Source organism: Bradyrhizobium sp. 76 (assembly GCF_023073025.1).
Taxonomy (GTDB): domain Bacteria; phylum Pseudomonadota; class Alphaproteobacteria; order Rhizobiales; family Xanthobacteraceae; genus Bradyrhizobium.
Genome location: NZ_JADPIS010000116.1, coordinates 1 through 17,857 on the forward strand (window position 1 = coordinate 1; position 17,857 = coordinate 17,857).

Consider the following 17,857-nt stretch of genomic DNA (forward strand, 5'->3'; position numbering starts at 1 on the left):
TCTGTTCCGACGCCGCGAGACTGGCGGTGCTGATCCATGATCACGACCCCTGTGGGTGCTGAGTTCCTTCAACACAGCTTCGATCCGGACATCGCAGGCAGATGCCTTCTCGCGATAGGCGTCGTAAAGGGCGAGTGCCTGATCGAGCGCAAACAGATGCTCGGCACGGTAGTGTATGAAATCATCGCAGCGGAATGACGCTTTGAACGCTGTCTGCAGCGTGTCCATGGTTAGGGAAGAAAGCCAGGGCAATCGCCCGAGCCAACGCGCCCGCCCAATCTCGCGAATAGCAATCTGCGCCTCAGCATTTTTTCGCCAATGAAGGCAATCCCAAGAATGCAGATCTCGCGCCTTCGCAGTGCCTCTATCGAGAGCAGTGTGTGATTGATTGTGCCAAGCGCTGTGCTCGCACAGAGAACGACTGGTAGCCGCCATCGCTGAAAGACATCAATGTAGAGTGTACTGCCACTCAGCGGCACCATTAGCCCGCCGGCGCCCTCGACCACGAGCGGCCGCTCCGCAGTATCTGGCACATTGAGCGAATCCGCGTCGATGCGAACTCCGTCAAGTTCCGCGGAATGGTTGGGCGAAGCAGGCGTTGTCAGGCGGTAACGCTCCGGTACGATGCGATCGGCCGACAGACCGCCCAGTCGCGCGACGATCTGAGCATCGGTCTCTCCTTCGAGACCGGCCTGAATTGGCTTCCAGTAGTTGGCGCCGAGGAGATTGGCGAGCCCCGCGGAAAACACGGTTTTTCTGATTCCAGTACCCGTACCGGTCACCACGATCTGCTGGCTCATCGAGCGCCTCCTCTCGTCTTCTCAGTGAGCGCATCGAGCAGCGAATGCTGTCATTTTGCTCCACCCTAATCGACGGATAGTATCTAAATTCGCGCTCTTTATTGCCTGAGCTATGAGCCCAATTTACCCAATTGTTGGCCGCTTGTTGCCGAATTGCGGCGCCCGATCAGTCGAATACAAAGCTTTTCATGCGAGACGGATCTCGAGCTTCCTCAAGCAAAGCACGCGAGGCGATCTGAGGTTTGGAACGATCAAAGCTGGGGATCGCCCAGCCGTGCGACGAGCTCGCTGGTCTCTCCTTCGCGGCCAGGCTGAATAGGTTTGCAATTTCGCGCGCATGAGATCGACCGACATTGCGGAAAAAACCGATCTTCGGACTTTGGTATCCGTAACGGTCAACAGATCTGCTGGCTCATTGAGCCTCATTTGTCGTCTCCTCGCTTAGAGCATCAAGCATTGCAAGCACATCCTCCTCGGCGACGTTGAGCGTCAGTGAAATTCATAGACGAGCGTGCCAACCGGCACCGTTGGCGGCCGGATCGACGGATATCAAAGCCTCGAGCCTGCAGTGCAGAGGCAAGCCGCATTGCGCGCGCATGTCGCCAACGATACAGGGCACAATCTGCGAGCCCGAAGGACTTTGCCAGCCACGTTTACGCATCTGCCGATGCGCAAATGTGACGAGCTTGGCCAGATGCTGCTGACGCTCGGACTCCTCCTGCAGGATCGACAGCGCTGCCCGCACGGCGATGACAAGGACGAGGGTGCGGCGGCGAAGATGAAAGGACGACAGCGATTGACCGTTAAACTGCGCAGCACGCCGGATGCAGTGACAAGCGCGCCGGCGGCACCGAGCGCCTTGCCACAGGTGTGAACGACCGGAAGATTTTCGCGCCCCTCACAAGGCGCGGTTAGCTCCCGCCCTTGCTCGCCGTAGACGCCTGTATGCGCCTCATCCACGATCAGGAATGCATCGGGTCGGGCCGCGATTGCGATAAGGTTCTTCGAGCGGCGCGAAATCGCCATCCATGCTATAGAGACTTTCGACCACGATCCAGGCGCGGCCTATTCCGCTGTTGGCCCGCCAGTCGCGCTGTGTTTTCGACCAAGCAAGAATCGTTATGGAGGCTTATTGAAACTCGGACCCGAACCGGCACGCGTGCCTAAATGAAGATTTGCGTGCACCAGGAAATCCAGGATAAGTAAATTGTCCCGCTGGGACAGCGTTGTCATGTGAGCAAAATTTGCGACATAACCGACGCCAAAAGAGTGCCGTTCTTGCTCAAAAAAAACTGACAGCTTCTGCTTGGAGACGTTCGTGCTCCTCGGAATTGCCGCGCAGAAGGCCGACGCGCCGGCTCCGATCGGCGTGCCAGCCTCGAGCGCGGTCAGATTCATACGCGGCGCGCTCGCGAGCGCGGGATCATCGTTCGCGCTCACGCCGCGACCGGTGATTAGCGATGGTCAGCGGCGTACGCGACTTCGGGGCCTTGTGAATGAAATTGTAACGCGCCACGTGGTAGCTTGGATCGAAGCCGTAGAAGTTGAGCCGCATGCGGCGCAGCTCCTCGTTGCGGTACGGCTCGAGCGGCTTCGTCGGCGGCGCGGCGCCTTCGCTTGTCGACGAGGCGCGCGGCATAGTCGGGATCCGATGCAAGCGCGGCGGCGAGCCTCACGAGATCGTCCGTTGCAGCGCCCCTGGCCGTCAGCACGCGATCGACGATGCCGAGGCGACCGGCCTCAGCCACGCCCATCGGCAGCCGGCATTGAGTGATCATGGCCGCATTCGCGGCACCCGCGCGGCGCGGCAGAAGATAAGTCCAGTATTCCCAACCGTAGAGATTGCCCATGTCCTTGTAATGCGGATTGAGCACGATCCGATCGCTGGCCCAGACCTCGTCGGCGGCGAGGCTGAGGAACACACCGCCTGCGCCGGCATTGCCGCGAACGACGGAAACAACCAGCCGATCGGTGGTCTCGATGATGGCCCGCGCAAAATCGTCGATGGCGTTGATGTTGCGCCAGGACTCATCCGCTGCGCTGTCGGCGGGCTCGATCTCGGCAAGATGAATGCCGTTCGACCAATAATCACGGCCGCCGGTCAGCAGCAGCACCTTGGTTGCGCGCGCAAGCGCGGTTCAAGCGTTGAGCAGTGCCTTGCAGTTGTCGGAGCTCATAGCGCCGTTGTAGAAGTGGAATTGCAGCTCGCCAACCTCGCAATACTCGCGATATTCGATCGGACCGTAGCCGCATCCTGGCCTGTGCGGCAGATGCGCGGCTTCCGACGCGAAGATCTTCGCCGCCGCAAGTTTCAAGCTCTTCGGCGCGACACTCCGACGTGGCCGATCCAGACCGCGCCGTCGGCGGTGGCCCAGCGCGCCGTCGCACTGCGCCACCACGGTGCCGGGTACGCTGGAGATGTCATGGGCCTCATGCGCATCGAACAGCCGGACGTGCTGCCAGAACAGACTGTCGGTCAGGCCGGGCATGCCGTCGGCGCTGTCGATATTGCGAAGCACCTCGACGGTTGTGTCGTGTTGCCAGCCGATCGCGCGATCCGCTTGCGGGCAGGGCCCCCGCACGCGAATGCGCGGATCGTCGCTCGCCATTGGCGCGGGCGCCTCGTGCCCGGCCTCGATCGCGGCAATGGCCTCGAGCACCGCCTCCACCGCGTAGGGGGTGACCTCGTTGCGGTAGATGCTGGACTTCGCGGCACGCCGCATCCGGAACGTGCGATGGACCCAGATTGGACCGGCGGTGAATTCGCCATCCGCCTGCAGCACCGTGACACTTCACTCCGCGACGCCCCTCGAGAATGGCCCAGTCGAGAGCCGCAGGACGGCGGTCACCGGGCGGGCCGGGGTGCACGATAAGGCAACGCACGCCACGCCAGACATCGTCCGGGATCGCCCGTTTCAAGAACGGCGCGATAACGAGGTCGGGCCGATACAGCGCAACGCTTTCGCGGGTCACGTCGGGATGGATGTCGAGCTCGACGGAGACCTCATGGCCACGCTCGCAGAGTTCGACATGCAGCCGCTGCGTCAAGTTGTTGAAGGAATGCGACAAAAGCAGAATGCGCATCCTGAGCCTCAACAGATCCGGGGTAATTGTTCGCCCGATAGCCAGTCGACGATCCTTCCGCCGCCAAAGCTCGTCGCCATCTGCACGAAATGGTGGTCGTCTGCCACGGCCTCGCCGATCTCGGCGGCATCACGGCCGAGCGGATGCATCCGCATCGCCGCAAGCACGGCTGCTGCAACCTCGGGCGCCACGATCGCTGCCAGCTTCCCTTTGTTGGCGACGTAGAGCGGATCAAGCCCGAGCAGTTCGCAAGCCGCAGCAACACCGGGCTTCACCGGGATCGCCGCCTCCTGAAGTTGGAAGCCGAGGCCGGACTGCTGGGCGATCTCGTTCAGCGTCGCGGCGAGCCCACCGCGGGTGGGATCGCGCATCAAACGGATGCCCTCGCCGCCGGCCGCCAGCATGCTCGCGACGAAATCATGCAACGAAGCAGAATCCGAGACGATCTCGGTCTCAAAAGCGAGGTTCTGGCGTTTGGACATGATGGCGACGCCGTGATCCCCGAGCGTTCCAGAAATCAGGACACGATCGCCGACGCGGGCATTCCCGGCAGAGAGGTCGAGCCCGGCGGGCACGACACCGATCCCGGCGGTCGAGATGAACAGGCCGTCGGCCTTGCCGCGCTCGACGACCTTCGTGTCACCGGTGATGATGTAGACGCCCGCGGCTCGCGCGGCTTCGCCCATGGAATCCGCAATCATCTTCAGGTCGGAGAAACGAAAACCTTCCTCGATGATAAAGCTCGCCGAGAGATAGAGGGGCCGCGCGCCGGCCATGGCGATGTCGTTGACCGTGCCATGCACGGCGAGCGAGCCGATATTGCCGCCCGGAAAGAACAGCGGCGAGACCACATAGCCGTCGGTCGTCATCACCATGCGCCCGGCGCCGACATCGAACGCAGACTGGTCGTTGCCGCACGCCAGCCATTCATTGCCGAAGGCCTCGTGGAACAGGCCCGAGATCAGTTGCGACATCGCGCGGCCACCGGATCCGTGGGACAGGTCGACGCAGCCGTTCTTTATCTCGAGCTTGCGCTGATGGGCTTTCATGAGGCCCGCCGTTGCTGATGATCGCGGAAGCGGCCGTAGGTCCAGTGTGCCGCACATGCACCCTCGGACGAGACCATGCAGGACCCCATCGGCGCCTCCGGCGTGCACACCGTGCCGAACAGCTTGCAGTCAACCGGCTTCTTCACGCCGCGCAGGATGGCGCCGCATTCACAGGCCGGATTGTCGGCAACCCGAAGCTCGTTCATGTCGAAGCGGACCTCGGCGTCGTATTTGTCGTAGGCCCGCTTCAGCTTGAGCCCGCTATAAGGCACTAGGCCGAGACCGCGCCACTCGAACTGGTCACGCAGCTCGAAGATGTCGGAGACCTCCTCCTTGGCGCGCAGATTGCCGTCACGGGTCACTGCGCGGCTATATTGGTTCTCCACCTCATGTCGGTGCTCGTTGACCTGCCGCACCAGCATCAAGATCGCCTGCATCATGTCAAGCGGCTCGAAGCCCGCGATCACCACCGGCCTGCCGAATTCTTCGGCAAAGAACTCGTAAGGCTCGGTGCCGATGATGGTCGAGACATGGGCCGGCCCGACGAAGCCGTCGATCTCGACGGGGCCGATATTGCGGATATCGGGGCTTTCCAGGATGTTCTGCATCGCCGGCGGCGTCAGCACATGATTGCAGAACACGCTGACGTTCTTGAGCTGCTTCTTCTCGGCGAGCCGGATCATCACGGCGGTCGGCGGCGTCGTGGTCTCGAAGCCGATGGCGAAGAACACGACCGCGCGGCCGGGAATTTCTTCCGCAACACGGATTGCATCAATCGTGGAATAAACCATACGGACGTCGGCGCCGCGCGCCTTGGCCTTCAGCAGCGAGGCACCCTGCGAGCCCGGCACCCGCATCAGGTCGCCGTAGATGCAAAGGATCACGTCCGGCCGTTCGGCGAGCCGGATTGCCATGTCGATGCGTCCCGCTGGCAAGACGCAGACAGGGCAGCCGGGGCCGTGGATCATCCGCACGTTCTTCGGCAGCATGTCCTCCAGCCCGTAGCGGGAGATTGCATGCGTGTGGCCGCCGCAAAATTCCATGAAACGATAGGATTTTTCCGGATCGGCCTCCGAGCGAATCGCCTTCCCCAATCCCACCGCGATCTCCTTGTCGCGAAACTCGTCGGCATATTTCATTGCGCGGCCTCCCGGCTTTCGGCGCCGATTTCACGCAACAGCTCCAGCGTCCGCTGCGCCTCCTGCGCATTGATCTTGGTCAGGGCGTAGCCCACATGGATGATCACGTAGTCGCCGACGGCGAGGTTTTCGATCAGCGCCACCGAGATCTCCTTGCTGACACCATCGATCGAGACGACGGCCATGTCGTCGGGCAGGAGCTTTGTGACCTCAGCAGGTATCGCGAGACACATCAGGCGTTTCCCTCCAGGCCTTGCTGTTCGAGGAGTTGGAGCGCGGCGACCCAGGCCTGCCCGAGGCTGAGGCCGCCATCATTGGACGGCACCTGGCGAGGCAGCAACGGCGAGAGCCCGGCGGCGACGCAGCCGCGCGCGATCTCGTCTGCGAGGATCGCGTTCAGGAAGCAGCCACCGCTCAGGATGACAGTCGTGACGCTGGTCTCCAGTGCCGCGCGCGCGATCCAGTCGATGCAGGCGGCGGCGAAGGTGCCATGGAAGAGCTCGGCCCCAGCGACCGGATCGACCGCAAGGCGCTCGAGCAAGGGGAAAAGAGACAGCACGCCACTCTCGATCGTCCAGCCGTCCTCGGCGACGCGCGGTGTGCGGACACACGCTTCCAGCTTCATTGCGGCTTCGCCCTCGTAACTCTGCACCGGACAGACACCAAGCAGGCCCGCCGCCGCGTCAAACAGCCGGCCGGCGCTGGTCGTCGTCGCCACGCCGGGCTGGTCGAGCATAGCGCAGAGACGCGCAGCCTGCGGCTGCATCGCAAAGCGCTTCGCAATCGTGTCGCCGCGCCGCAAGGCATGCAGCACGCTCGCGGCCATGCGCCACGGCTCGCGCGTCGCGCGATCGCCACCCGGCATCTTCATCGGGGCCAGATGTCCGATTCGCCGGAAGCGTGCACCATCGCACGCGAGCAACTCGCCGCCCCAATTGCCACCGTCGCTGCCATAGCCGAAGCCGTCGAGCACCAGCGCCAACGCCCTCCCCGCGACGCCATGTTCCGCCATCACGGATGCCGCATGGGCATGGTGATGCTGGACCGCGATCAGCCGCCTCCCGCTGGCTTCGGCGAAACGGGTCGAAGCCATGTTCGGATGCAGGTCGTGGGCGATGACGACCGGCTCGATGTCCAGCGTCGAGAGCAGGTGATCCACCGTCTCCTCGAAAAAGCGAATGCCTTCCGCGGTGTCGAGATCGCCGATGTGCTGGGAGACGAAGGCTTCGTTGCCGCGGATGACGGTGACCGTCGACTTCAGCGCGCCGCCGACCGCAAGCACCGGCGGGACCGACTTCGCGAGCCTAATCGGCTCTGGAATATAGCCGCGTGCGCGGCGGATGAACTGCGCCCGCCCCGCGACTACCGACACGACAGAGTCGTCCGCGCGGGCGACGATATCGCGGTCATGCGTGACGATCAGGTCGGCGATGCCGGCAAGCCGCCGTTTGGCCTCGTCATTGACGATCACCAGCGGCTCGCCGCCAGGATTGGCGCTGGTTGCCACGATCGCCCAACTTGCGCCGTCCGCTCGCGGATGCCCCGAATTGAGCGCCTTCAGCACCAGATGATGCAGCGGCGCGACGGGCAGCATGACCCCGATCCGCGACAGCTCCGGCGCTATCCCGGGCGCGAGCATATTGCGGGATCTCATCAGCACGATCGGCCGCGGCGAGGATTCCAGCAGCGCGAGCGCGACCGCATCGATTTCAGCGATCTCGCCGACCACATCCGCCGAGCCGACCATGACGGCGAACGGCTTCTGGTTGCGATGCTTCCGGTGCCGCAGACGCCACACGGCCGCATCTTCACGGGCATTGCAGAGCAATTGATATCCGCCGAGCCCCTTGATCGCGACGATCCTCCCGTCGGCGATCGCAGTGGCGATCTGTTTGGTACCATGACTGATCCTTGGCCCACATCGCGGGCAGGCAATTGCTTCGGCGTGGAAGCGACGGCTCGCCGGATCGGCATAGTCTGCTGCGCAGGCCGTGCACATCGCGAAGCGCCTCATCGCGGTGGTACCGCGGTCATAGGGCAGCCGCTCGGCGATGGTGTAGCGCGGGCCGCAATGGGTGCAGTTGACGAAAGGATAGAGATGGAAGCGGCTCGCCGGATCAAACAGCTCGCTCAGACACTGCGGACAGGTGGCGGCATCGGCGGCGATCCGGGTCGAGACCTTGCCCTGCTCACTGGCGCGGATGTGGAACTCGTCGCTTTCGGTGATGCCGACCGGTTGCATGGAGATCTCGTCTATCCGAGCCAGTGGCGGTTTTTCCAGCGGGAGCGCATGGACAAAATCCGCGGCGCGGTCGCCCTCGACCTCGATCACCACGCCATCGGGATCATTGGCAACGAAGCCGCCGAGCCGATAGCGCGCGGCGAGGCCGTAGACGTACGGACGAAAGCCCACGCCCTGCACGGCGCCGCGCACATGCAGGCGCAGCCGCCTTCGGTCTCGCGCCATGGCCTCGCCGCTCATGCTCATCCCGACACCGCCATCTCGGTCGGCTTCATCTGTGCAACTCGCTTGCGAATCCAGGCATAGAATGCCGCAAAACCCTCACCGGTGCACGCCGACACCGTCAAAACCTCGATCTTCGGACTGACCCGGCGCGCATATTCGATCGTCCTTGCAAGATCGAAGTCGAGTACGGGCGCAAGATCGATCTTGTTGATCAGCATCAGAGAGGAGGCGGCGAACATGTCCGGATATTTCAGCGGCTTGTCCTCGCCTTCCGTGGTCGAGAACACCACGATCTTGCAGGCCTCGCCGAGATCGAACGCCGCGGGACAGACGAGATTACCGACGTTCTCGATGAAGAGGATGCCGCCGTTAAGCGAGGGCAAGCGGTCATAGGCTGCGCCGACCATGGCGGCATCGAGATGGCAGCCCTTGCCGGTATTGACCTGGATCGCCGGCACGCCGGTCGAGCGAATCCGTTCGGCATCGTTGGAGGTCTGTTGATCGCCTTCGATCACGCCGATGGGAAAGCTGTCCTTCAGCTCGGACACGGCGCGAACCAGAAGCGAGGTTTTTCCGGCGCCGGGGCTCGAGACCAGGTTGAAGACGAGCAGGTCGTCGGTGCGGAAGCGCGCGCGGTTGTCGGCGGCAAGCCGATTGTTCTTGCCGAGAATGTCACGCTCGACTTGGATGATGCGGTCGCTGCTCATGCCGGCGATCTGCTGGCCAGCCGGGTTGGCGCTGCAATCGACCAGTCCGCCATCGCCGGGCGCGTGATCATGATGATGGTGATGGTCGTCGCTGTGCCCATGATGATGCGAATGATCGTACCCATGGGAACGATCATGGGAATGATCATGGGTGTGTTCTGTGGACGCTTTGGCATCGCGGCAACCACATACCGTGCACATCAGTCGACCTCCAGTTCCCTCACGCGCATGTCTTCGCCGTCGGTCACCTGCAATTGATAGCTGCCGCAGGACGGACACGGCTCATAGCGCTGCTTGATCTCGACGCCTTTGGAGCAGGCCACGCACCAGGCCGCTCCCGGCGTCTCGACGATCTCGAGCCTTGCTCCTTGCGCAATGGTGCGCGCGGCGGCGACCTCGAAGCAGAACTTCATCGCCTCAGGCGCAGCATGGCTGAGCGCGCCGATCTCCAGGCACACGACGTTCACCCTAGCGAAGGCGCGCTTGCGCAACTCCTCCTGGATAATCTCGACGATTCCCTGGCACAGCGCCATCTCATGCATGGCCGATCTCGCGGAAGCTGAGGCTGAAGCCGACGCATGGATCGAACGAGCCGACGAGCGCGCGGACCGCATCCAGCCCCTGCCGGCCCCCGGCGAGAACGGAGCCCTGGAGGCTACGAACCAACGGCCCGCGGGCATGGAAATTCCACTCCGTCGGCGCCAAGAATTCGAAGCGGAGGATGCGGTCTTCATCGTCGAGCTCGACGGCATGATAGAGCCGGCCCCGCGCGCATTCGACGGCACCCGCGCCTCTGCCGGTCCCCAGCCGGTAGCTCTGGAGGACACCGTCCTCGACTGTCCCATCGTCCGCCTCGAGGAAGCCGCAGAGCCGCGCCACTTCCGCGATCCGCGCCTTCAGACGCTCGGCGGGCCCCGCGCCCGGCGGCAGGATCGGCTCGCGCCTAACCCGCCGCGCCCAGACGCCGGTCTCCGGAATCCGGCCATGGAGATCAGGCGCATCGGAGAATATCGCGCCATCGGCGAGCAGCCGCATGACGATTTCGAGATCGTCGGCTGCCGACAGGAATGACTGTTCGATGACCGGCGGCAGCAAGGCATCGCCATCGAAATTCGCAAGATGTACCGCCAGCGCGCTGCCGGCCCCGGGGGTTTGCTCCTCGCTCGCGATCCCGAGCGCGGTGAGCGATGCCCTGATCTTCGCCACCGCCTCGCGGCGCGAGACCGCCTCCCCGCGCTCTGCGATGCTGCCACCCAGAACGGCCGTGGCCTCCATCATGGCACGAACCGCTGCGGCGCCGGCGCCGTCAAGCGTGAGACGGCCAACGAACAGGCCGCGTAACAATTCGGTCAGGCGTTCGGCGACGACAACGACGAGGCGACCGCGCTCGATCTGGAGACCGGCATCCTCGCCCCGCGCCGCCTCGACCGCGGACAGGAAAGCTACCTGATGCGCCATCGAGCACAGGGAGAACAGACGCGGCAGCACCGACGGCAGTGACGAGGCCAGCTTTCCCGCGAACAAGCGCGTCAACGGCGGCCGGCTGCGCGGCCGGATCGCGACGTCGGCGATCGTGCCGCCGGCGAGCCACACCGTGATGTCGATCTCGTTCCGGAAGGCTAGGCTCATCCACACCGCTCCGTCAGAACACCGCGCAGGAAGTTACGCCGGTCGATCGGGCTTGTTGCGGGCTCGCGGCAACGGACCGCCTCCTCGCTGTTGGCCGGCAGCATCAGCTCGGCGAAGGTCGCTTTGGCCGTCGCCCGCGCGGCGACTATGTCCGCAAACTGGAACATCGGCGAGAACAGCGAGCAGCTCGCGATCCGGCCCATTTGTCCGACCTCGCTGACAGTGAATTCGAGATCACCCGCAGGGAAGCGCATTCGCAGGCTCGGGCCCGAAGTATCCCGCGCGATCGCGCTCGCCGGGATCACCACGTTCATGAACCAGGGCGTGACCATGACGCCGATGGTCGTGCCGTTGAACCAGCGGAAACCGACAGCTTCGACGCCGAGCGCGTTGTTGTAGATCGGCAGATCGCGCACCGCGCGCTCGCCGATCTCCCGGTAGCTTCCTGCCAAGAGCTCGCCCCACGCTTCGGCGTTGGCGTCGCGGGCACGAATTTGCGCATCAGCCGTCATGACTCGAGCGCCATGAACTTGGATTTTGGAGAGTCGCAGTTCGGGCAGCGCCAGTCTTTCGGCAACGCCGCGAACGGAGTGCCAGGCGCGATCTGTGCCACCCCGTCGCCATCCGTAGGGTCATAGACCGTCCAGCAGATGCCGCATTCCAGCCGCGTGACATCGGCGACGTCCTGGCGCACCCCAAAATTCTCGAACCCGCTCATTTGAAATAGGCCTCGATGATCTCCTGAAGCCGCTCAGCCGAGTCCTCGAAGTCCTCGTCAGCCGCAATCGCCACCGTGGGCACGCCGCCGACCTCCAGCGTATCGAGGATGACGGTGTCCATGGCGTTGAAGAACTGCACCGACCAGACATTGCGGATGCCCGTGGAGAGCACCCGGCAGGTACCGTAGCCGCGAGAAAGCAGTTGGATCGGCCCGTGCTTGATCGTGTCCTGGAGAAAACTCATGTCGATCGGGCTCATCGGCAGCAGCGTGAAATTGATGATCTGCGAGCGGATGCCCGGCCGCCATGCGAGCGCCCGCTCGCGGATTTCCGCAAGCACCGGCAGCACGTTCATGGCCCCTTCGGGGGCCTGCCCGATCTCAAAATCCGCAGCCGTGAGATCGGCAGCGGCGCGCTTCACGATCTCCGGGATCGGCCCGACCTCGAGATATTCGTGATTGGCGTCGCTCTCGAGCCGCACGCGCCAGATCCCGGCCAGCACAGATTCCCGGATCTGCGCCAACGATCCATCGGGCAGCTCAACCACGGCGGCCACTTCGCCCTCGCCCACCACGTCGGCAATCAGCTTGCGCTCGAGATCGTTGAGATTGCCAAGCCGGAACAGTTGCGTCGGCATGTCGGCCTTCTGGCTCGCGATCGCTGCGGCCACCTTCGACAACAGCTCGATGGCGTTCGGGCACATCCTGGCGAGTTCCGCGCTGTCGAGCGTGGCAAGCTTGGCCAAGGCACCGGCCGCGGTCAGGCTGCCGCCCGTCGCGTTCAGGCTCTCATCGCCGATCGGAAACACGTTGATCGGCTGCTCCGCGCCCTCGGGCGCAGTCCAGAAACCAGCTTTCATAGTTCGACACCTCGGCGGTGCTGTGGAACGATGGTAGTCATGACAACTGCGCTCGTGCCGCGCGGACGGTCGATCAGCTTGGTGATGCGGTCGAGATAGATTGACCAGTCCTGGATCTTCGCGATCAGCCCGAGTGTCTCGCCGTTGGCGACGAAGATCAGCGTCGGCTGCACGCGCACGCCAAAACGGTCACCGAGTTCGCTCTCGGCACGGCGGGCGATCACCGCGGCACGCAACCGACCCTTGAATGCCTCGATCAGCTCCGGCAGCACGACCGCGACATCGATCGCCTCCGGAAAACGCGCGGGGTCTCCCGCGGACAGCAACACGGCGATGGCGCGGGCCTCGTCGGTCGTATTCAGAAAACGATCGACCGTCGTAGCATCCACCTTGGGCAAGCCACGCAGCGCCAGATCCTGCCTTCCCTGCTGTAGTTTCATCAGACCTCCCCTGACAAGCTTATGATTCTGCTGGGAACTGCGATCAGCAAGGTACGTGCCAAGGACGGTTATCACCTTTCCTGATTTATCTAATTGATTTGAATCATAGGGAGATGCATCAATCCCAACGGAAAGCTAATTTCCATATCGGATGAAGATGAACTTAGCAGATAGACATTTATCTTCCAGCGCGGTCGCGGGCTCTCGCGGAGCGGGCTGCCGCCCTAATTAAACCGGAGATGCTCGGGCAGTTGCGGCTCGCGGTCAATGAGGTCGGCGAAGAAGCGATCGCAATCCTCGCCATTGATCGCTGCGCCCAAACCGTCGATCGCGGCACCGATCAGGAGCGCCTCGGCCTGATGCAGAAGCCGAACGGCGGTGTCGATAGAGACCAGCACCTTGGCACCGGCCGGCGGGTTCGAGAGCAGCAGCATCGAAACGCGCCGCTGCTCACCTCGGAACTCGCACAGCGCCGATATCCCGTCAGTCTCAACGATCGTCATCGGCAAGCCGAGGCACATGGTGGATCTCCGACGGTGCAGCCGGTCAGGCAGGCCGCCCCCTCATCTCGTAATGCTGATGATCGATGTCGTTGGCGAGCAGCCGCTCCGATTCTGCCAACGGCGCCGTGCGCGGCATCACCTCGACGCCCCATTCGGCCAGGATCTCGCAACCAAGCTCGAGCGCCGGCGCGATCTGATCGCGCACCGGCTCCGTCAGCGGCCCACCCCAATTCTCGACGTCGAGCGGCTGGCAGCCGATCAATACGAGATGTCGCGGACAACGGCCAAGCAGGTCGGCCGCGCTGATGACCTCCTGGAAGCCGGTCTGGTGCAAGCTCATCTTCTTGGCGCCGGTGAAACGCGGCACCTCGTCGTCGCGAACGAGCTTCAACTGCGCGGGCTCGAGCCCATAGTCGATCGCGTCGAACACGATCAAACGATCCGCATCCTCCAGGTAGTTCACGAGGTAGAGCCCCTGCGTGCCGCCGTCGAGAATGGTGACATTGTCGGGCACGGCGTAGCGGCGGTGGAATTCCTCCACCGCACGCACGCCGAAGCCTTCGTCGGCCCACAGGATGTTGCCGATGCCGAGCACCAGGATGCGGTTTGTTTGCGAAGATGTCGGCATCGGTATCATTCCAGTTTCTCAGTCGCGGAATTGCCGCTCGCCGGAGATCATCGAGGAGATGATGCTCTGGCGCGACATGATGTCCTCGCGGACCGCGGCGTAGATGTGCACCATCACGAACACGACCAGCGCCCACATGCCGAGATGATGCCAGGTGTGAACGTCCTGGCTGTTCGGCCAGATGGCGAACACCCAGCCGAACAGCTTGTGCTGCCAACTGTCGGTGCCCGCACCTTCCGAATAGAGCGCAAAACCGGTAACGATCATGAACGCCACGGACAGCGTGAAGCCCGTGAACATCGCGGTCCGCGCCAGCGGGTTGTGGCCGACATACATCTTCGGCTCGCGCTCCAGGAACGCATACCAGCGGATTTCATGCAGCACTTCCTTCCAGAAGTGCTTGCGATGCACCGGCAGATAGAAAATCTGCCGGGAATGGTGATTTCCGACGAAGCCCCACAAAATGCGGGCAAGGAAGAACACCGCCAGCACCTGCCCCGCCGCGAAATGGGCAAAGCGGATATAGCCCATCACGAAGTTCGCCGAGGCCTCGCCCTCGACCGAGGGCAATGGCGTTCCGATCAGATAACCAGTCACCATCAGCACGATGATCGTGAACGCGTTCACCCAGTGGCAGATCCGCACCGGCACTTCGTAGACATAGACGGCGGGACGGCCGACCGCATGTTCGCCGGCCGCCTCGGCCGCTATCGCGGAGAGGTCCGGCTCGGCTTCCGACGGACGTGCAGCTACATCCATCATGGTGTTTCCCCCTGCTTCACCTGATCTTGACCCTGGCCATTTCCTGGCCGGCCGGACTCATGACATGCGTGGAGCAGGCCAGGCACGGATCGAAGGAATGGATCGTCCGCAGGATCTCCAAAGGCTGCTCGGGATTGACCATCGGGGTGTTCATCAGCGAGGCCTCGAATGCACCGATGTTCCCTTGCGGATCGCGCGGTGAGCCGTTCCAGGTGGTCGGCACCACGCACTGGTAGTTGTCGATCTTCTTTTCCTTGATCTTGATCCAGTGCCCCAGCGCGCCGCGCGGCGCCTCGGTGAAGCCAAAACCCTTGGCCTCCTTCGGCCAGCTCTCCGGCTTCCACTTGTCGACGTTCGCGGTCGAGCTGTCGCCGGCCTTGATGTTGGCGACGAGCTTGTCCTGGAAGTAGCGCATTTGTCGACCGGCCCAGACCGACTCCAGCGCGCGCGCCGCCGTGCGACCGAGCGTCGAGAATAGCGCCGACAGCGGAAGATCCATATCCTTCAGGAACTTGTCGACAGGATCCTTGAACTCGGCCTTGTTCTGCGCATAGCCCACCACCCAACGCGCCAGCGGGCCGACCTCCATGGCGTGACCCCGCCAGCGCGGCGCCTTGATCCATGAATATTTTCCGCCCTCGTCGAGCTGCTCGATCGCGGTCTTGGTGCCTTTCGCATTGGGTCCCAGCACGTAGTTCGGCTCGGTCAGGCCGTCCCAGGGATGCAGTCCCTTGGTTTCGTCGGGATATTTGTACCAGGAGTGAACCACGAACTCCTGGATCTCATCGGGGTTGGCATGATCGACGGGAAGCACCTCCGAAAGATTGCCGTTTATGATGGCGCCCCGCGGCAGCTTCAGGCTTTTGGAGGAGTAGTCGTTGGCGTGTTCCGGCACGTCGCCATAAGAGAGTACGCTCTTGCCGGAAAGACCGCCGCCGTAGAGCCAGTCCTTGTAGAACGAACCGATCGCCGCCACGTCGGCCAGGTAGACCTGCTCGTTGAACTCGATCAGGCGATCGATGATGGACGAGATCAGGTTCAGGCGCTCGATGTTGATGGCACCGACCGCGCCCGTGCCGTCGACGTTGATCGGACAGGGCGCGCCGCCCACGAGCCAGTTCGGATGCGGATTCTTGCCGCCGAAGATGGTTTGGATCTTGACGATCTCCTTCTGGAAATCGAGCGCCTCCAGATAGTGCGCGACCGCCATCAGATTGGCCTCAGGCGGCAGCTTGTACGCCTTGCTGCCCCAATAGCCGTTCTTGAAGGGCCCCAACTGCCCCGACTCGAAGAACTTCTTGAGACGGGTTTGCAGGTCCTTGAAGTAACCCGGCGACGACAGCGGCCAGCTCGAGATCGACTGCGCCAGCGTCGAGGTTGCCCGCGGGTCGGCCGAAAGCGCGGAGACCAAATCGACCCAATCCAGCGCGTGCAGGTGATAGAAGTGAACGACGTGGTCGTGCACCTGCAAGGCAAGCTGCATCAGATTGCGGATCGAATTGGCGTTCTCCGGAATGGTGATCCCGAGCGCGTTCTCGACCGCGCGCACCGAGGTCAGCGCGTGCGTGCCGGTGCAGACGCCGCAGATCCGTTCCGTGAACGCCCAGGCGTCGCGGGGATCGCGGTTCTTCAGGATCACCTCGATCCCGCGCCACATCGTGCCGGTGGAGACTGCGTTTCGGATGACGTTGTCGGCGTCGACATTGACCTCGACCCGCATGTGACCTTCGATACGGGTCACCGGATCGACGACGATGCGCTTGCCGGAATTGTCGAGATTGAAGCCGTTGGGAGTCTGGATACCCATGATTTTCTTACCCTTGGATCTCTTTGGCGGCTTAGCTGGTGCGGTGCGCGTCTTTGCGCTTGCCGGCGAACCGCTTCACCGCGGTCACCGCTGCATGCGCGGCGACTGCCGCACCGACGGCTCCGGCCGCCACCATGCCGATCTGGTCGGCGCTCTTCTCGATGCCGAACTGCTTGATGCTGGTGAGACGGTCGTAGAACGAACCCTTGTCCCAGAATCCGTCTTCCGAGCAGCCGATGCAGCCATGGCCCGACTGGATCGGGAAGGAGACGCCGCCATTCCAGCGCACAGTCGAGCAGGCGTTGTAGGTGGTCGGGCCCTTGCAGCCCATCTTGTAGAGACAATAGCCCTTGCGCGCCGCCTCGTCGTCCCACTCCTCGACGAACTGGCCGGCGTCGAAATGCGACCGCCGGTAGCACTTGTCGTGGATGCGCTGCGAGTAAAACATCTTCGGCCGGCCCTGACGGTCGAGCTCGGGCAATCTGCCGAAAGTGGTGATGAAGGTGACGGTGCCAGTCATCACTTCGGCGATCGGGGGGCATCCCGGCACCTTGATAATCGGCTTGTTGGGGATGACCTTGTCGATGGGCGTCGCCTGCGTCGGATTGGGCTTGGCCGCCTGCACGCAGCCCCACGAGGCGCAAGCGCCCCAGGCGATGATCGCCATCGCATCCTCCGCCATCATCTTCAGCTTCTCGACGAACGGCTTGCCGCCGTCGATGCAGAACATGCCGCCTTCGTTCAGCGGCGGATTGCCTTCCACTGCGAGAATATATTGCCCTTTGTGCTTGGCGCGGGTCTCTTGGAGGATCGCCTCCGCCTGGTGGCCTGCGGCCGCCATGATGGTGTCGTCATAGTCGAGCGAGATCATCGAGAGCACGGCATCCTTCACCAGCGGGTGCGCGGAACGAATGAAGCTCTCCGAACAGCAGGTGCATTCGAGGCCGTGCATCCAGATCACCGGCACGCGCGGCTTGGTCTCGAGCGCGTTCGCGATGCGGCTCGCCGCCAGCGGCCCGAGGCCGAGACTCGTCGCAGTCAGGCTGGAAAATTTGTGAAAGCTCCGACGGGTGATACCTTGTCGCCTGATCACGCTGTAAAACGTTTCCGTCGCCGCGCCCATGAATCCTCTCGCCTCAGCTTTGGCTTGTCTATGACGCCAAGGACAGCAAGAAGCAGGCCAAGCACTGGAAGAGTAAGGAAAGTAGAGTAGAGTGATACCAAATTGTCGCAGATTTGAATTGCTCGAATTGCGGTGCGCGCG

Annotated in this window: 18 protein-coding genes and 2 pseudogenes; all 20 read right to left on the bottom strand. The window is 63.1% G+C overall.

The genetic code is table 11. The features are described from left to right. Positions 1-171: 171 nt before the first annotated feature. Positions 172-800 (bottom strand): annotated as a pseudogene (gene bioD, locus IVB48_RS32500) (dethiobiotin synthase); the annotation flags it as partial. A gap of 412 nt (positions 801-1,212) precedes the next feature. After that, positions 1,213-2,237 (bottom strand): annotated as a pseudogene (locus IVB48_RS32505) (8-amino-7-oxononanoate synthase); the annotation flags it as partial. A gap of 17 nt (positions 2,238-2,254) precedes the next feature. Further along, positions 2,255-2,914, bottom strand: a complete 660-nt coding sequence (locus tag IVB48_RS32510; RefSeq protein ID WP_247406543.1) for an enoyl-CoA hydratase/isomerase family protein — start codon at positions 2,912-2,914, stop codon at positions 2,255-2,257. Positions 2,915-2,938: 24 nt separating this feature from the next. Further along, positions 2,939-3,583, bottom strand: coding sequence for a hypothetical protein (locus IVB48_RS32515; protein ID WP_247406546.1), 645 nt, complete (start codon positions 3,581-3,583; stop codon positions 2,939-2,941). 309 nt (positions 3,584-3,892) lie between these two features. After that, the gene (hypE, locus tag IVB48_RS32520; protein WP_247406549.1) at positions 3,893-4,933 is read right to left on the bottom strand and encodes a hydrogenase expression/formation protein HypE; all 1,041 of its coding nucleotides are present in this window, start codon (positions 4,931-4,933) and stop codon (positions 3,893-3,895) included. Beyond that, on the bottom strand, positions 4,930-6,072 hold the full coding sequence (gene hypD / locus IVB48_RS32525; protein ID WP_247406552.1) for a hydrogenase formation protein HypD: 1,143 nt from the start codon (positions 6,070-6,072) through the stop codon (positions 4,930-4,932). The genes hypE and hypD overlap by 4 nt, the downstream gene beginning before the upstream one ends. After that, complete coding sequence (locus IVB48_RS32530; protein ID WP_247282131.1) at positions 6,069-6,305, bottom strand: HypC/HybG/HupF family hydrogenase formation chaperone; 237 nt, start codon at positions 6,303-6,305, stop codon at positions 6,069-6,071. Before IVB48_RS32530 ends, hypD begins: the two co-directional genes overlap by 4 nt. Further along, positions 6,305-8,560, bottom strand: a complete 2,256-nt coding sequence (hypF, locus tag IVB48_RS32535; RefSeq protein WP_247406555.1) for a carbamoyltransferase HypF — start codon at positions 8,558-8,560, stop codon at positions 6,305-6,307. Before hypF ends, IVB48_RS32530 begins: the two co-directional genes overlap by 1 nt. Beyond that, positions 8,557-9,447, bottom strand: a complete 891-nt coding sequence (hypB, locus tag IVB48_RS32540) for a hydrogenase nickel incorporation protein HypB (RefSeq protein WP_247350423.1) — start codon at positions 9,445-9,447, stop codon at positions 8,557-8,559. Before hypB ends, hypF begins: the two co-directional genes overlap by 4 nt. Continuing rightward, positions 9,447-9,788 (bottom strand): hydrogenase maturation nickel metallochaperone HypA, encoded by a 342-nt coding sequence (gene hypA, locus IVB48_RS32545; protein ID WP_247406560.1) that lies wholly within the window; start codon positions 9,786-9,788, stop codon positions 9,447-9,449. Before hypA ends, hypB begins: the two co-directional genes overlap by 1 nt. Continuing rightward, positions 9,781-10,875, bottom strand: a complete 1,095-nt coding sequence (locus IVB48_RS32550; RefSeq protein WP_247406563.1) for a nickel-dependent hydrogenase large subunit — start codon at positions 10,873-10,875, stop codon at positions 9,781-9,783. Before IVB48_RS32550 ends, hypA begins: the two co-directional genes overlap by 8 nt. Continuing rightward, positions 10,872-11,387: a [NiFe]-hydrogenase assembly chaperone HybE gene (hybE, locus tag IVB48_RS32555; protein WP_247350417.1), complete on the bottom strand. Its 516-nt coding sequence runs from the start codon at positions 11,385-11,387 to the stop codon at positions 10,872-10,874. Before hybE ends, IVB48_RS32550 begins: the two co-directional genes overlap by 4 nt. Then, entirely contained in the window at positions 11,384-11,593 is a 210-nt protein-coding gene (locus tag IVB48_RS32560; protein WP_247406566.1) for a rubredoxin, read from the bottom strand. The genes hybE and IVB48_RS32560 overlap by 4 nt, the downstream gene beginning before the upstream one ends. Beyond that, the gene (locus tag IVB48_RS32565; RefSeq protein WP_247406569.1) at positions 11,590-12,453 is read right to left on the bottom strand and encodes a hydrogenase expression/formation protein; all 864 of its coding nucleotides are present in this window, start codon (positions 12,451-12,453) and stop codon (positions 11,590-11,592) included. The genes IVB48_RS32560 and IVB48_RS32565 overlap by 4 nt, the downstream gene beginning before the upstream one ends. Then, positions 12,450-12,893 (bottom strand): hydrogenase accessory protein, encoded by a 444-nt coding sequence (locus IVB48_RS32570; protein ID WP_247406703.1) that lies wholly within the window; start codon positions 12,891-12,893, stop codon positions 12,450-12,452. The genes IVB48_RS32565 and IVB48_RS32570 overlap by 4 nt, the downstream gene beginning before the upstream one ends. 224 nt (positions 12,894-13,117) lie before the next feature. Continuing rightward, positions 13,118-13,414 (bottom strand): HypC/HybG/HupF family hydrogenase formation chaperone, encoded by a 297-nt coding sequence (locus tag IVB48_RS32575; RefSeq protein ID WP_247406572.1) that lies wholly within the window; start codon positions 13,412-13,414, stop codon positions 13,118-13,120. Positions 13,415-13,439: 25 nt separating this feature from the next. Next, the gene (locus IVB48_RS32580; protein ID WP_247406575.1) at positions 13,440-14,024 is read right to left on the bottom strand and encodes a HyaD/HybD family hydrogenase maturation endopeptidase; all 585 of its coding nucleotides are present in this window, start codon (positions 14,022-14,024) and stop codon (positions 13,440-13,442) included. Between the two features lie 18 nt (positions 14,025-14,042). Further along, positions 14,043-14,786 carry a Ni/Fe-hydrogenase, b-type cytochrome subunit gene (cybH, locus tag IVB48_RS32585; RefSeq protein ID WP_247406578.1) on the bottom strand — a complete coding sequence of 248 codons (744 nt, stop codon included), beginning with the start codon at positions 14,784-14,786 and terminating at the stop codon, positions 14,043-14,045. Positions 14,787-14,802: 16 nt separating this feature from the next. Beyond that, positions 14,803-16,593 carry a nickel-dependent hydrogenase large subunit gene (locus IVB48_RS32590; RefSeq protein WP_247377578.1) on the bottom strand — a complete coding sequence of 597 codons (1,791 nt, stop codon included), beginning with the start codon at positions 16,591-16,593 and terminating at the stop codon, positions 14,803-14,805. Positions 16,594-16,624: 31 nt separating this feature from the next. After that, positions 16,625-17,716: a hydrogenase small subunit gene (locus tag IVB48_RS32595; protein ID WP_247406582.1), complete on the bottom strand. Its 1,092-nt coding sequence runs from the start codon at positions 17,714-17,716 to the stop codon at positions 16,625-16,627. Positions 17,717-17,857 lie beyond the last annotated feature (141 nt).